Genomic DNA, 13,212 nt, shown 5'->3' with positions numbered 1-13,212 from the left:
CGCAGCGGACGGGACTCGAACCCGCGACCCCCGGCGTGACAGGCCGGTATTCTAACCGACTGAACTACCGCTGCGCGTCGGTGGAGGCACTTTCAGCCTACCTCTTGCTTTCGCAAGTCTCTCGGGGAGTGGTGGGTGATGACGGGATCGAACCGCCGACATTCTGCTTGTAAGGCAGACGCTCTCCCAGCTGAGCTAATCACCCGTTTGCATCTCCGAGGCCGCGAAATTTACGCAGGTAGCGAACCTAAGTCAATAGCAGGATTGAAGTTTTTCTCAAAAAGACAAAAACATGTCATTCCGAGTAGATCATCTTCTTGGTCATGCCGCCGTCGACCACGAATTCCTGGCCCGTCACAAACCCGGCATTCTTCGACAGCAGCCAGGCCACCATCGCCGCCACGTCCTCGACCGTCCCTACCCTGCCCGCCGGATGCTGGGCATGATCGATATCGGTCAAAGGCTCGGCGCGGCGCGCAGAGGGATCCCGCGCATCGATCCAGCCCGGACTGACCGCATTGACACGAATCTCCGGCCCGAGACTGATCGCCAGTGCGTGAGTCAACGCCAGCAAGCCGCCCTTGCTCGCCGCATAGGCTTCGGTATCAGGTTCCGATTGCGCCGCACGGGTCGAGGCCAGATTGACGATCGCCCCGTTGTGCGCCCGCAGATACGGCGCACAATGCTTGGCCAGCAACATCGGACCACTGAGATTCACCGCCAGCACCCGATTCCAGTAGGCCAGATCCAGGCTTTCCAGCGTGATGTTGTGCGGATCGGCCACCGCCGCGTTGCACACCAACGCATCCAGACGACCGAATTGCCCCAACACTTCAGCGACGCCGAGCGCCACCTGGCTTTCATCCGCCACGTCCATGGCGATGAACCAGGCGTTCTCACCCAGCACTTTCGCCACTTTGGAACCACGCACCCGATCCAGATCCGACAGCACCACCTGCCAGCCTTCGCTGATCAGCCACGCCGCGATCCCCAGACCGATACCGCGAGCGGCACCCGTGACCAGCGCAACGCGGCCATGGGTGCCCGTCTTCGGAGTGGACAACTCGATCACAACGCCGCCAGACCGCGCGCCAGATCGGCTTGCAGGTCAGCGACGTCTTCCAGACCGACCGCGATGCGGATCAGGCTGTCACGAATCCCCGCCGCTTCACGCTCCTGCGGCGCCAGACGGCCGTGGGACGTGGTGCTCGGGTGAGTGATGGTGGTTTTGCTGTCACCCAGGTTGGCGGTAATCGAGATCAAACGGGTCGCATCGATAAAGCGCCAGGCGCCCTCTTTGCCGCCCTTCACCTCGAAGCTGACCACCGCACCGAAGCCCTTCTGCTGACGCTGGGCCAGTTCGTGCTGCGGATGGCTCTTGAGGCCGGCGTAATGCACTTTTTCGATGCCGTCCTGCTGCTCCAGCCACTCGGCCAGTTGCTGGGCGTTGGCACAGTGCGCCTTCATCCGCAGATTCAGGGTTTCCAGACCCTTGAGGAAGATCCAGGCGTTGAACGGGCTCAGGGTTGGCCCGGCGGTACGCAGGAAGCCGACGATTTCTTTCATCTGCTCGCTGCGACCGGCAACCACGCCGCCCATGCAACGGCCCTGGCCATCGATGAACTTGGTGGCCGAATGCACAACGATGTCTGCGCCCAACTTCAGCGGCTGCTGCAACGCCGGCGTGCAGAAGCAGTTGTCGACCACCAGCATCGCGCCCTTGGCGTGAGCGATTTCCGACAGCGCGGTGATATCCACCAGCTCAGCCAGCGGGTTGGACGGAGATTCGACGAACAGCAGTTTGGTGTTGGACTTGATCGCCGCATCCCAGGCCGACAGATCGGCCAGCGGAACGTAATCGACTTCCACGCCGAAACGCTTGAAGTACTTCTCGAACAGGCTGATGGTCGAACCGAACACGCTGCGCGACACCAGCACATGATCGCCGGCACTGCACAGGCTCATCACCACCGCCATGATCGCAGCCATGCCAGTCGCCGTGGCTACGGCTTGTTCGGCGCCTTCCAGCGCAGCAATGCGCTCTTCGAACGAGCGAACGGTCGGATTGGTATAACGCGAGTAAACGTTGCCCGGCACTTCCCCGGCAAACCGCGCAGCGGCGTCGGCGGCGGTACGGAACACGTAGCTGGAAGTGAAGAACATCGGATCACCGTGCTCGCCTTCCGGCGTACGGTGCTGACCGGCACGTACGGCCAGGGTATCGAACGCTACGCCTTCAAGGTCGCTGTCCAGCCGACCGGCATCCCATTCCTGACTCATGCTGTCACTCCTTGCCCTGTTCTCGATAAATAAAAGTCTTTTGCCAGATACAAAACCGGCCCCTAAGGGCCGGTTGAAACTCAGTTGTTGTACAGATCGATGATCGCACTGACCGCCTGGGTCTTGACCTTCGAGGCATCGTTGCGTGCCTGTTCGATCTTGTTCAGGTAAGCCTCATCGACGTCGCCGGTGACGTACTTGCCGTCAAACACCGCGCAATCGAAGTTTTCGATCTTGATCTTGCCGCCGCCGACCGCTTCGATCAAGTCAGGCAGGTCCTGATAGATCAGCCAGTCAGCGCCGATCAGGTCAGCGACATCCTGAGTCGAACGATTATGCGCGATCAGCTCGTGAGCGCTCGGCATGTCGATGCCGTACACGTTCGGGAAGCGCACAGCCGGAGCTGCCGAGCAGAAGTAGACGTTTTTCGCACCGGCTTCGCGGGCCATCTGGATGATCTGCTTGCAGGTCGTGCCGCGAACGATCGAGTCGTCCACCAGCATCACGTTCTTGCCGCGGAATTCCAGCTCGATGGCGTTGAGCTTCTGGCGTACCGATTTCTTGCGTGCAGCCTGGCCTGGCATGATGAAGGTACGGCCGATGTAACGGTTCTTGACGAAGCCTTCACGGAATTTCACGCCCAGATGGTTCGCCAGCTCGAGTGCGGCAGTACGGCTGGTATCCGGAATCGGGATGACCACGTCGATGTCGTGCTCAGGACGCTCGCGCAGAATCTTCTCGGCCAGCTTCTCACCCATGCGCAGACGGGCCTTGTAGACCGACACGCCGTCGATGATCGAATCCGGACGCGCCAGATAGACGTGTTCGAAGATGCACGGTGTCAGGGACGGGTTGGTCGCGCACTGACGAGTGTGCAGCTTGCCGTCTTCAGTGATGTAGACCGCTTCGCCCGGTGCCAGGTCGCGGATCAGGGTGAAGCCGAGCACGTCCAGCGAAACGCTTTCGGACGCGATCATGTACTCGACGCCTTCGTCGGTGTGACGCTGGCCGAACACGATCGGACGGATGCCGTGCGGGTCACGGAAACCGACGATGCCGTAACCGGTCACCATCGCCACGACCGCATAACCACCGACACAACGGTTGTGCACGTCGGTCACCGCAGCAAACACGTCTTCTTCAGTCGGCTGCAACTTGCCGCGCTGGGCCAGTTCGTGGGCGAACACGTTGAGCAGCACTTCCGAGTCGGAGCTGGTGTTGACGTGACGCAGATCGGATTCGTAGATTTCCTTGGCCAACTGTTCAACGTTGGTCAGGTTGCCGTTGTGCGCCAGAGTGATGCCGTAAGGCGAGTTGACGTAGAACGGCTGAGCCTCGGCCGACGTCGAGCTGCCGGCGGTCGGGTAACGGACGTGACCGATACCCATGTGGCCGACCAGGCGCTGCATGTGACGCTGCTGAAACACGTCACGCACCAGGCCATTGTCCTTGCGCAAGAACAACCGGCCATCATGGCTGGTCACGATACCGGCAGCGTCCTGGCCGCGGTGCTGGAGCACGGTTAGCGCGTCATACAGCGCCTGATTGACGTTCGACTTACCGACGATACCGACGATGCCACACATGCGACGCAACCCCTACTTAATGGATCTGAACTGAACAACACTCACTGAGGCGTTTTGGCCGACGGCAAGAGTTGCTCCTTGAACGGAATATCAGCGGGTACGCTGATTCCGCTGGCAAGCCACTGACTGCTCCACCCGAGAATCAGGTTCTTGGACCAGTCTGCGACCAATAGAAACTTTGGCACGAGCTGTGATTCTTTCCACCACCCGTCCTGCTGTACCGGCCCCAGGCTCAACAGCCCGACCGCCACGACCACCAGCAACACGCCACGCGCAGCGCCGAAGGCCATGCCGAGGAATCGATCGGTCCCGGACAACCCGGTGACGCGAACCAACTCGCCGATAAGATAATTGATCATTGCGCCCACGATCAGTGTGGCGACAAACATGATGGCACAGCCCGTGATCACACGAGCCGATGGCGTTTGAATGTATCCGGCGAGGTACTCGGACAATGAGCCACCGAACATCCAGGCAACAGCTCCTGCGATGATCCAGGTCACCAGCGACAATGCTTCTTTGACGAAGCCGCGGCTCAAACTGATCAATGCGGAGATGGCGATGATTGCAACGATCGCCCAGTCAACCCAGGTAAATGGCACAGTGCAGCCTACAGACGGATAAGGCGGCGCATTTTAGCAGAGCGCAGGGCTGTCGGTAAGCTGCGAATGTCAGTGCATTTCAATCGAGGTGATAGTTTTCAGCCACGCTCGGGCTGGAAGCGCACCACAAACCCCTTGAGGTTCTGCTGGCGACTCAACAAATCGCGCAAACGATCGGCTTCGGCGCGCTCGATCAGCGGACCGACGAACACCCGGTTCTTGCCATCGGCGGAACGGATGTAAGCGTTGTAGCCCTGACTGCGCAGGGTCTTCTGCAGGCTTTCGGCGCTGGCGCGGCTCGACAGACTGGCCAGTTGCACCGACCAGCTCACCGACAAGCCATTGGCGTCGACGCGACTCTGGGTAGTATCCGGTTTGGCAGAAAGCGCAGCGATCGGCTGGGCCGGGGCTGCGGCAGGTTTGGCCACGGGAGCCGGTGCCGGCGCAACCGCAACCGGTTTGGCTACGGGCGCAGGAGCCGGAGCTGCAGGCGCAGGCGCAATCGGTGCCGCTGGCGCCGTCTGCTCGGCAACTTCGTCATCGCTCGGCACAGGCTCTTGCGGCAGAACCTGCGGCTCAGGCACTGCCACTGTCTCCATCTGGATCTGCGCCACGGCGGGTGCCTGCGGTGCAGCCGGCGCCTCGACGGTCACCTGACGTTGTTCGTCCTGACGGGAAAACAGCATCGGCAGGAAAATCACCGCCAGCGCCACCAGCACCAGGGCACCGACCATGCGTTGCTTGTACGCCTTATCCAGCAAAGCCATTTGCTGCTTCCTCCGTGGAGCGCCGAGACAGCCATTCAAGGGCCTCGGCGACACAATAAAATGATCCGAACAGCAAGATCTCGTCGTCGCTGGTGGCCACTGCGCACTGCCCTTCCAGAGCGGCCGCCACGCTGTCATAAGACGTGACCGAGGCGCCAAGGTTCTGCAATGCCTGATTCAATTCAGCCACCGGACGCGCACGCGGCGAATCCAGTGGCGCCACCGCCCAATGCTGGACGCTGGCATTCAATTCACCGACCACACCGTCCAGATCCTTGTCCGCCAACAGGCCGAACACAGCCAGGCGCTTGCCGACCGGTGGACGAGCAGCCAGACGCCGGGCCAGATACTCCGCCGCATGCGGGTTATGACCGACATCCAGCAACAGGTTCAGACGCTTGCCATTCCACTCGAACGAACGGCGATCAAGACGACCGACCACGCGAGTCGCCTGCAAGGCCACAACAATCTGTTGAGCATCCCAAGGCAACCCGAGCAGCAGATAAGCCTGCAAGGCCAGCGCGGCGTTTTCCATCGGCAGGTCAAGCAGCGGCAAATCACGCAGCTCTACGACCTGACCGTCAGCATCAGTGCCACGCCACTGCCAGAATTGATCAGTGATGCCGAGATCGAAATCGCGCCCACGCAGGAAGAACGGGCAAGCAAGCTCGCGCGCCTTGTCCAGCAAAGGTTGTGGAGGATTCAGATCGCCGCACAGTGCAGGTTTGCCCTGACGGAAAATCCCGGCCTTCTCGAAGGCCACGGATTCGCGGGTATTGCCCAGGTAATCGGCATGGTCGACACCGATGCTGGTGACCAGCGCGATGTCGGCATCGACCACGTTGACCGTGTCCAGACGCCCGCCCAGACCGACTTCAAGCACCACTGCATCGAGCCCGGCCTGTTGAAACAGCCAGAACGCCGCCAGGGTGCCCATTTCGAAGTAAGTCAGGGAAGTCTCGCCCCGCCCGGCCTCGACCGCCGCGAAGGCTTCGCACAGCTGTGCATCAGTGGCTTCGACGCCATTGAGCTGCACCCGCTCGTTGTAACGCAGCAGGTGCGGGGAATTGTAGACACCAACGCTCAGGCCCTGCGCCCGCAGCAACGAAGCCACGAAAGCGCAGGTCGAACCCTTGCCGTTGGTGCCGGTGACCGTAATCACCCGAGGCGCCGGCTGGCCCAGCCCCATGCGGGACGCTACCTGTTGCGAACGCTCCAGCCCCATGTCGATGGCCGAGGGATGCAACTGCTCAAGGTAGGCGAGCCACTCGCCAAGGGTGCGCTCGGTCATACGTTGGCAGGCACCGGCGGAACGACGATCGGCTCGATCGGCGCAGCAACGAAGGTCGGGGTCGGCTTGCCGGTCAGTTGCGCCAGCAGATTACCCAGACGTGGACGCAGTTCACGACGGTCGATGATCAGGTCGATTGCACCGTGCTCCAGCAGGAACTCGCTGCGCTGGAAACCTTCCGGCAGTTTTTCGCGAACGGTCTGCTCGATCACGCGCGGACCGGCGAAGCCGATCAGGGCTTTCGGCTCACCGACGATGACGTCGCCGAGCATTGCCAGACTGGCGGAAACGCCGCCGTAGACCGGATCGGTCAGCACGGAGATGAACGGAATGCCTTCTTCACGCAGACGCGCCAGTACGGCCGACGTCTTGGCCATCTGCATCAGCGAGATCAGGGCTTCCTGCATCCGCGCGCCACCGGAGGCGGAGAAGCAGATCATCGGGCAACGGTTTTCCAGGGCGTAGTTGGCGGCGCGCACGAAGCGCTCACCGACGATGGCGCCCATGGAACCGCCCATGAAGCTGAATTCGAACGCCGAAACCACCACCGGCATGCCCAGCAGGGTGCCGCTCATGGAAATCAGTGCGTCTTTCTCGCCGGTCTGCTTCTGGGCAGCGGTCAGACGATCCTTGTACTTCTTGCCGTCGCGGAACTTCAGACGGTCAACCGGCTCCAGGTCAGCGCCCAGTTCGGCACGGCCTTCGGCATCCAGGAAAATGTCGATGCGCGCACGTGCGCCGATGCGCATGTGGTGGTTGCATTTAGGGCAAACGTCCAGGGTCTTTTCCAGCTCCGGACGATACAGCACAGCCTCGCAGGACGGGCATTTGTGCCACAGACCTTCAGGCACCGAGCTCTTCTTGACCTCGGAACGCATGATCGAAGGGATCAGCTTGTCTACCAACCAGTTGCTCATGCTTTCTTTCTCCAGTACCGGCGGCCCGAACGCTCTGGTTCGCGGCCCCGCGTATGCCCTTCAGCTAAATTCATGTGTGGCGATGATCGTCTGGGCTGCCGGGTCAGCGAAACTGACCTGCGTACAACCCGAAAAGACCCTCAGCCTCTTTTCTACAGAGCTGTGGACGGCGGCAGTCTGCCAGCCGTCACATCAACGTACGGCGTTGATGAACGCCCGAATCTTTGCGTGATCCTTGATGCCCTTGCTCGCCTCTACCCCACCGCTGACATCCACCGCGTATGGCCGCACCCGGGCAACGGCATCGGCGACGTTCTCCGGTGTCAGCCCGCCGGCCAGAATCAGCGGCTTGCTCAAACCCTGCGGAATCAATGACCAGTCGAACGCCTCGCCGGTTCCACCGGGCACGCCCTCAACATACGTATCGAGCAGCACGCCACTGGCGCTCGGGTAGGCATCGCAGGCGGCGGCGATGTCATCGCCCGCCTTGACCCGCAGGGCCTTGATATAAGGCCGGTGCCAGCCTTCGCAGTCGGCGACGGATTCATCACCGTGAAATTGCAGCAGATCCAGCGGCACGGCATCGAGGATTTCCCCGAGCTCGCAGCGACTGGCATTGACGAACAGCCCGACCGTGGTCACGAACGGCGGCAATGCAGCGATGATCGCGCGCGCCTGCTGAACGGTTACCGCCCGTGGACTCTTGGCGTAGAACACAAACCCGATGGCATCGGCCCCGGCCTCGACGGCTGCCAACGCATCTTCTATGCGGGTAATCCCGCAAATCTTGCTGCGAACGGCCGACATGTCGATAAAAACCTCAAGGCAAATCCGGGAAAGTCCCGGATGGTAACAAATGCATTCGAGGGCGTCAGCCGTCAAGTTCCGAGAAACCCGTAAGGAAATGTGGCCCGATGAAACGCTCGGGCAACGGGAACTCGTCATGGTACTCGACCTGCACCAGATACAGCCCGAACGGATGCGCCGTGACACCGCCGGAGCGCCGCTCGCGGCTCTCCAGTACTTCCTTCATCCACTCCGGCGAGCGCTCGCCGGCACCGATCGTCATCAACACCCCAGCGATGTTGCGCACCATGTGGTGCAGGAAAGCGTTGGCGCGGATGTCCAGCACGATCATTTTGCCGTGACGGGTCACGCGCAAGTGATGCATCTTCTTGATCGGCGACTTCGCCTGGCACTGCCCGGCACGGAACGCGCTGAAATCATGAGTACCGATCAGGTACTGCGCGGCCTCGGCCATGCGTTCCACGTCCAGCGGACGGTGATTCCAGGTGATTTCTTCATTGAGATGCGCCGGGCGGATCTGATCGTTGTAGATCACGTAGCGGTAACGCCGGGCGATGGCCTTGAATCGCGCATGAAAGTGCGCTGGCATGACCTTCGCCCAGCTGACGCTGATGTCATGGGGCAAATTGATGTTGGCGCCCATGACCCAGGCTTTCAGCGAACGATCGACCTGGGTGTCGAAATGCACGACTTGCCCGCAGGCATGCACGCCGGCGTCCGTGCGCCCGGCGCATTGCAGCGAGATCGGCGAATTGGCGACCTTCGACAAGGCTTTTTCCAGGGTTTCCTGCACAGTGAGCACGCCTGTGGACTGGCGCTGCCAGCCGCTGTAGCGCGAACCCTTGTATTCAACGCCCAGGGCGACGCGGAAAAAGCCTTCGGGGGCCATTTCGGCGGCCGGGTTATCTATGTTTGCCAAGTCGGTACAGCCTGCTGATCTACAAAGGCGGGCATTATAAGGCGGCGAACCGGGGATACCAGACCCAAACAAAAACGGCAGCCTCGAAGGGCTGCCGTTTTATTTATCGCTGAACGCTGACTCAGGCCAGATGCGAAAGCATTTCCTTCGCTTCGTTCTTCTGCTTGTCGTCACCTTCGCTGAGCACTTCCTTGAGGATGTCACGCGCGCCGTCGTTGTCGCCCATGTCGATGTAGGCCTGCGCCAGATCGAGTTTGGTGGCAGCCTCGTCGGTGCCAGCGAGGAAGTCGAAGTCATCCTCACCCAGATCGCCACCCAACGCAGCATCGGCCTCCGTGAAGCTTGGCTCGTTGATGCTGCCCGACAGGCGATCCAGTTCAGCGTTGACGTCATCCAGCTCGGCCGCGAATGCATCCGGCTCGGCCGGGGCGGCATCCATTTCGTCAGCCAGGGACAGGTCGAAATCGGCTGGCAGCTCCAGATCATCCAGTGGAGGCTCGACCACAACCGGCGGCTCGACCGGCGCAAGATCCTTCACGCCTTCGTCCAGATCCAGCAGGAAGTCGTCGTCAGCCAATTCAACCGGCACAGGCGCAGGATCGGCACCCAGATCCAGATCCAGGTCGAAATCAGACAGATCGTCGAGGTTTTCCTTGATCTCGGTCTGCTGTTGCAGAACCGACTCGAAGCTCAGATCGTCATCCGCCGGGAACTCGTCCAGCTCAACCGGCGCTTCAGGCTCGACAGCCGCCGCCGGTGCAACAGGCTCCACCGGTGTGATGTTGTCGAGATCATCCAGGCTCAGGTCGAAAGCGCTGTCCAGATCGTCTTCCGCGGCAGCAGGCGCTTCAGGCACTTCAGGCTCGTCGAGCAGCAGGTCCTTGACGTATTCCGCGTCCAGCTCGGCGGCAATGGCAGCAGCGGCCAGACCACTCGCCACGACGACCGCCATGGCCGGGAAGCGGCTTTTCAGCTCTTCGACCTTGGCAAAGTTATCGCCGTTGGCGACCAGTTGACGCTCCTGACCGACGAAGGCATCACGATCACCCTGGCGACCGTAGACTTCCATCAGTTTCAGACGCAGGTCACTGCGCTGCGGCTCCAGGCTGACGCCCTCCTCCAGCAACGCGGCGGCCTGATTCAGACGACCGCCGTCGATGTGCGACTGCGCCTTGTCCAGCACGTCGTCGGAACGCTCGGCCGCCGGGGCCACCAGCGGCGCGGCGATCGGTTCGGCCATCACGACCGGAGCCACCACCGCAGCGGCAACAGGCGCCGCTGCTGGTGCCGGCGTGAGCTTGACGCTCGCTGCCGGCACTTCCAGGCCTTCGAAGCTGCTTTCCGGCAGATCGAGTTCAGGCGCGAACGATTGCTCCTCAAGCGCCCGAGCCATGCGCAGGTGCTTTTCAGCTTCCTGCTGAGCCTTGCGGCGGCGAGCCAGCAGCAACAACAGAAGCAACAGCACCACCGCACCACCACCGACCAGACCCAGCAGGATCGGGTTGGTCAGCAATTCGTTGAAGGTTTTCTCGTCATCGGCGGCAGGCTTCGACTCGACCACCGGCTCAACCGGTGCTGGCGCAACGGCCTCCGGCGCAGGCGCGACAGGTGCAGCTTCTGCCGGGGTGGCCGGTGGCGTGGCGGCCAGTTCGGCGGTGATCGCCGGAACCGGGGCAACCGCAGGTGCGGCGGCTGCGGGAGCTGGCGCAGTAGCGGACCCTTCGGCCTGCAACTTCGCCAGTTGATTGTTCTTCAGTTCGATCAGGCGTTGCAGCTTGTCCAGCTGACTTTGCAGATCGGTCATGCGGCTTTTCAGTTCCGCATTGTCACGACGGGTCGTGTCGAGGCTTTCCTGGGTCACCGCCAGTTTGTTGCTCAAGGCCTTGGCGTCGCCGGCCGGGCCCTTGCCGCGACCCTTGGCACCTTCAGCCGAGACCAGGCTCAGGTTGTCTTTGGCATTCTTGGCAGGACCGGTGTTGGCGCGACCACGGTTGGTCGCATCAAGCTGCTGCTGACCGGTGCCTGGCTTGGCCACATAACGACGACCCTGACGCCAGGCCTCGTTCTGCGCGGCCACTTCGGCAATGGCTTTGGACTGCGGCAACGCGGTGCTTTGCACCTCATCCGGCAGACGCAGCACCTGACCGGTTTTCAAACGGTTGATGTTGCCGCCGATGAACGCATCCGGGTTCAGGGCCTGAATCGCCAGCATGGTCTGCTGGACCGAACCGCCAGTACGCGCCTTCGCTGCGATTTCCCATAGGGTGTCGCGTGGCGTGGTGGTATGGGTCGAATGCGTTGCACCCGTGGTCGGCGCGGTGATGGTTTGCGTCGGTGCCGGCTGCGCAGCGGCATCGGCGGTCTGCGGCGAGAACTTCGACGGATCCAGCAGCACGCTGTAATCGCGCAGCAGTCGACCGTTAGGCCACATCACCTGCACGAGGAATTTCACCATCGGTTCCGACAGCGGTTTGCTCGAGGTAATACGCAGCACGCTTTTGCCGCTGGCGTTGAGCACCGGGGTGAAAGTCAGATCATTGAGGAAGGCCTGGCGATCGACACCGGCCTTGGCGAAATCTTCCGGCGAGGCCAGGCTCGGTACCACTTCGGCAGCGGTCAGATCCTTGACATCGAGCAGCTCGATTTCCGCCACCAGCGGCTGGTTCAGGGTCGACTTCAGGGTCAGCTCCCCGAGCCCGAGGGCATGCGCCATACCGGAGGACAGCGCCGAGGCGGCCGCTATTGCTAACACCAGTTTGCGAACTTGAACCATAGCCTCTTCCTTTGTTTGAACGTTCCTCGGCCAGCGAGAAGATGTTGATTGTCGCTGCCGTAAGGCATTGCGCGCGACGACGACAGCATGCCGCGCGCGATCATTTCTTTGATGCCCCGGAAAGTCCCGGAGGGTGTTACGTCATCAAGTGATCTGGCCAAGCATAGCGCCCGGCTAGAATCAGTCGACAAATTGTTGCCAAGTATCTTTTACAGCAGGCCTTTTATCAACAACTCGGCCACTTGCACCGCGTTGAGAGCCGCACCTTTGCGTACGTTATCTGACGTCAGCCACAGATTTAGTTCCGACGGCTCGTCGACACCGCTACGCACCCGTCCGACATAGACCACGTCCTGGCCCACCGCGTCACCGACGGCGGTCGGATAATCGCCGGCTTCAACCAGTTCGATGCCGTCAGCGGCTTCAAGGGCGGCATTGACCTTTTCCAGGTCGACCGCGCTCTCTGACTGCAAGGTCACGCTAAAGCTATCGCCAAAAAACACCGGGGCTTGAACGCAAGTTGCGGAAATCTTTAATAAAGGCTTGGCCAGCACCTGACGCAGTTCGCGCACCAGACGTTTTTCCAGCAGCGTGTGGCCTTGAGCGTCAGGCGTACCGACCTGAGCCAGCAAGTTGAAAGCCATCTGCCGGTCGAAGAATGTCGGCTCCAGCGGACGCATGTTCAGCAACTCGGCGGTCTGGCGAGCCAGCTCGGTCACCGCTTCGCGGCCTTGGGCGGAAACCGCCAGATTGGCGGTGACATGCACATATTGCAGCTCGATCAGATCAAGCAGCGGCGCCAGCACCACGGCCAAAGTGGTCGCCGACGGGCTTGGGCTGCTGACCTGGAACGGCACTTTCAAACCGGCCAGCACCTCGGCATTGGCTTCCGGCACCACTTGCGGCGCCTGATCCGCCGGCAACGCACCGGACAGATCGACCAGCGAGCAACCCGCCGCGTGAGCGCGGGCGGCGTAACTCAGGGTGATGGCCGGGCCGGCGGCGAAGAACGCCAGCTTGACCTTGCTGAAGTCGAACTCGTCGACTTCACGCACTCGCACGTTCTTGTTGCGATAAAGCACCGAACTGCCGGCGGATTCGCTGCTGGCCAACAGGTGCAAGGTGCCGACCGGAAAGTCGCGCTCTTCGAGAATCTGCACAAGGGTTTCGCCGACAGTACCGGTGGCGCCGATCACGGCAATATCAAGGGTCTGGGTCATGGTGCTGCCTCTGGCGAAACGGGGGGAGCGGCACTTTACCGGGTGGCCGC

General features: G+C 61.5%; 11 protein-coding genes and 2 tRNA genes. All 13 read right to left on the bottom strand.

The genetic code is table 11. The features are described 5' to 3' along the window. Window positions 1-74: transfer RNA gene (locus tag AC1RR7_RS21465), tRNA-Asp, on the bottom strand. Window positions 75-129: 55 nt separating this feature from the next. Next, window positions 130-205 (bottom strand) — tRNA-Val (locus AC1RR7_RS21460). A 90-nt stretch (window positions 206-295) separates the two neighbouring features. Then, complete coding sequence (locus AC1RR7_RS21455) at window positions 296-1,072, bottom strand: SDR family oxidoreductase (protein WP_096821206.1); 777 nt, start codon at window positions 1,070-1,072, stop codon at window positions 296-298. Continuing rightward, window positions 1,069-2,280 (bottom strand): O-succinylhomoserine sulfhydrylase, encoded by a 1,212-nt coding sequence (locus AC1RR7_RS21450; protein ID WP_102621535.1) that lies wholly within the window; start codon window positions 2,278-2,280, stop codon window positions 1,069-1,071. Before AC1RR7_RS21450 ends, AC1RR7_RS21455 begins: the two co-directional genes overlap by 4 nt. 80 nt (window positions 2,281-2,360) lie before the next feature. Beyond that, the gene (gene purF / locus AC1RR7_RS21445; RefSeq protein WP_007956466.1) at window positions 2,361-3,866 is read right to left on the bottom strand and encodes an amidophosphoribosyltransferase; all 1,506 of its coding nucleotides are present in this window, start codon (window positions 3,864-3,866) and stop codon (window positions 2,361-2,363) included. 41 nt (window positions 3,867-3,907) lie between these two features. Further along, window positions 3,908-4,468 (bottom strand): CvpA family protein, encoded by a 561-nt coding sequence (locus AC1RR7_RS21440; RefSeq protein ID WP_007956464.1) that lies wholly within the window; start codon window positions 4,466-4,468, stop codon window positions 3,908-3,910. A gap of 98 nt (window positions 4,469-4,566) precedes the next feature. Beyond that, on the bottom strand, window positions 4,567-5,235 hold the full coding sequence (locus tag AC1RR7_RS21435) for an SPOR domain-containing protein (RefSeq protein WP_192560226.1): 669 nt from the start codon (window positions 5,233-5,235) through the stop codon (window positions 4,567-4,569). Beyond that, the gene (gene folC, locus AC1RR7_RS21430) at window positions 5,219-6,526 is read right to left on the bottom strand and encodes a bifunctional tetrahydrofolate synthase/dihydrofolate synthase (protein ID WP_493158395.1); all 1,308 of its coding nucleotides are present in this window, start codon (window positions 6,524-6,526) and stop codon (window positions 5,219-5,221) included. Before folC ends, AC1RR7_RS21435 begins: the two co-directional genes overlap by 17 nt. Beyond that, on the bottom strand, window positions 6,523-7,443 hold the full coding sequence (gene accD / locus AC1RR7_RS21425; RefSeq protein ID WP_096821202.1) for an acetyl-CoA carboxylase, carboxyltransferase subunit beta: 921 nt from the start codon (window positions 7,441-7,443) through the stop codon (window positions 6,523-6,525). Before accD ends, folC begins: the two co-directional genes overlap by 4 nt. Window positions 7,444-7,635: 192 nt before the next feature. Next, window positions 7,636-8,250 carry a phosphoribosylanthranilate isomerase gene (locus tag AC1RR7_RS21420; protein ID WP_096821201.1) on the bottom strand — a complete coding sequence of 205 codons (615 nt, stop codon included), beginning with the start codon at window positions 8,248-8,250 and terminating at the stop codon, window positions 7,636-7,638. Window positions 8,251-8,314: 64 nt separating this feature from the next. Next, complete coding sequence (truA, locus tag AC1RR7_RS21415; protein WP_173861340.1) at window positions 8,315-9,139, bottom strand: tRNA pseudouridine(38-40) synthase TruA; 825 nt, start codon at window positions 9,137-9,139, stop codon at window positions 8,315-8,317. A gap of 151 nt (window positions 9,140-9,290) precedes the next feature. Beyond that, window positions 9,291-11,942 carry a motility hub landmark protein FimV gene (locus AC1RR7_RS21410; RefSeq protein ID WP_493158394.1) on the bottom strand — a complete coding sequence of 884 codons (2,652 nt, stop codon included), beginning with the start codon at window positions 11,940-11,942 and terminating at the stop codon, window positions 9,291-9,293. Between the two features lie 209 nt (window positions 11,943-12,151). After that, on the bottom strand, window positions 12,152-13,162 hold the full coding sequence (locus tag AC1RR7_RS21405) for an aspartate-semialdehyde dehydrogenase (protein WP_493158393.1): 1,011 nt from the start codon (window positions 13,160-13,162) through the stop codon (window positions 12,152-12,154). Between the last annotated feature and the right edge of the window lie 50 nt (window positions 13,163-13,212).

Source organism: Pseudomonas sp. GW821-FHT11G12 (assembly GCF_058808055.1).
Note: the sequence above shows the minus strand (reverse complement) of the source record. Positions and strands in the feature narration are given on the sequence as shown.

Excerpts from the sequence above, each read along its gene's own strand:
- AC1RR7_RS21405 (WP_493158393.1), bottom strand. The coding sequence starts at position 13,162 with ATGACCCAGACCCTTGATATTGCCGTGATCGGCGCCACCGGTACTGTC.
- AC1RR7_RS21435 (WP_192560226.1), bottom strand. The coding sequence starts at position 5,235 with ATGGCTTTGCTGGATAAGGCGTACAAGCAACGCATGGTCGGTGCCCTG.
- AC1RR7_RS21420 (WP_096821201.1), bottom strand. The coding sequence starts at position 8,250 with ATGTCGGCCGTTCGCAGCAAGATTTGCGGGATTACCCGCATAGAAGAT.
- AC1RR7_RS21450 (WP_102621535.1), bottom strand. The coding sequence starts at position 2,280 with ATGAGTCAGGAATGGGATGCCGGTCGGCTGGACAGCGACCTTGAAGGC.
- AC1RR7_RS21410 (WP_493158394.1), bottom strand. The coding sequence starts at position 11,942 with ATGGTTCAAGTTCGCAAACTGGTGTTAGCAATAGCGGCCGCCTCGGCG.
- truA (WP_173861340.1), bottom strand. The coding sequence starts at position 9,139 with ATGGCCCCCGAAGGCTTTTTCCGCGTCGCCCTGGGCGTTGAATACAAG.
- accD (WP_096821202.1), bottom strand. The coding sequence starts at position 7,443 with ATGAGCAACTGGTTGGTAGACAAGCTGATCCCTTCGATCATGCGTTCC.
- folC (WP_493158395.1), bottom strand. The coding sequence starts at position 6,526 with ATGACCGAGCGCACCCTTGGCGAGTGGCTCGCCTACCTTGAGCAGTTG.
- purF (WP_007956466.1), bottom strand. The coding sequence starts at position 3,866 with ATGTGTGGCATCGTCGGTATCGTCGGTAAGTCGAACGTCAATCAGGCG.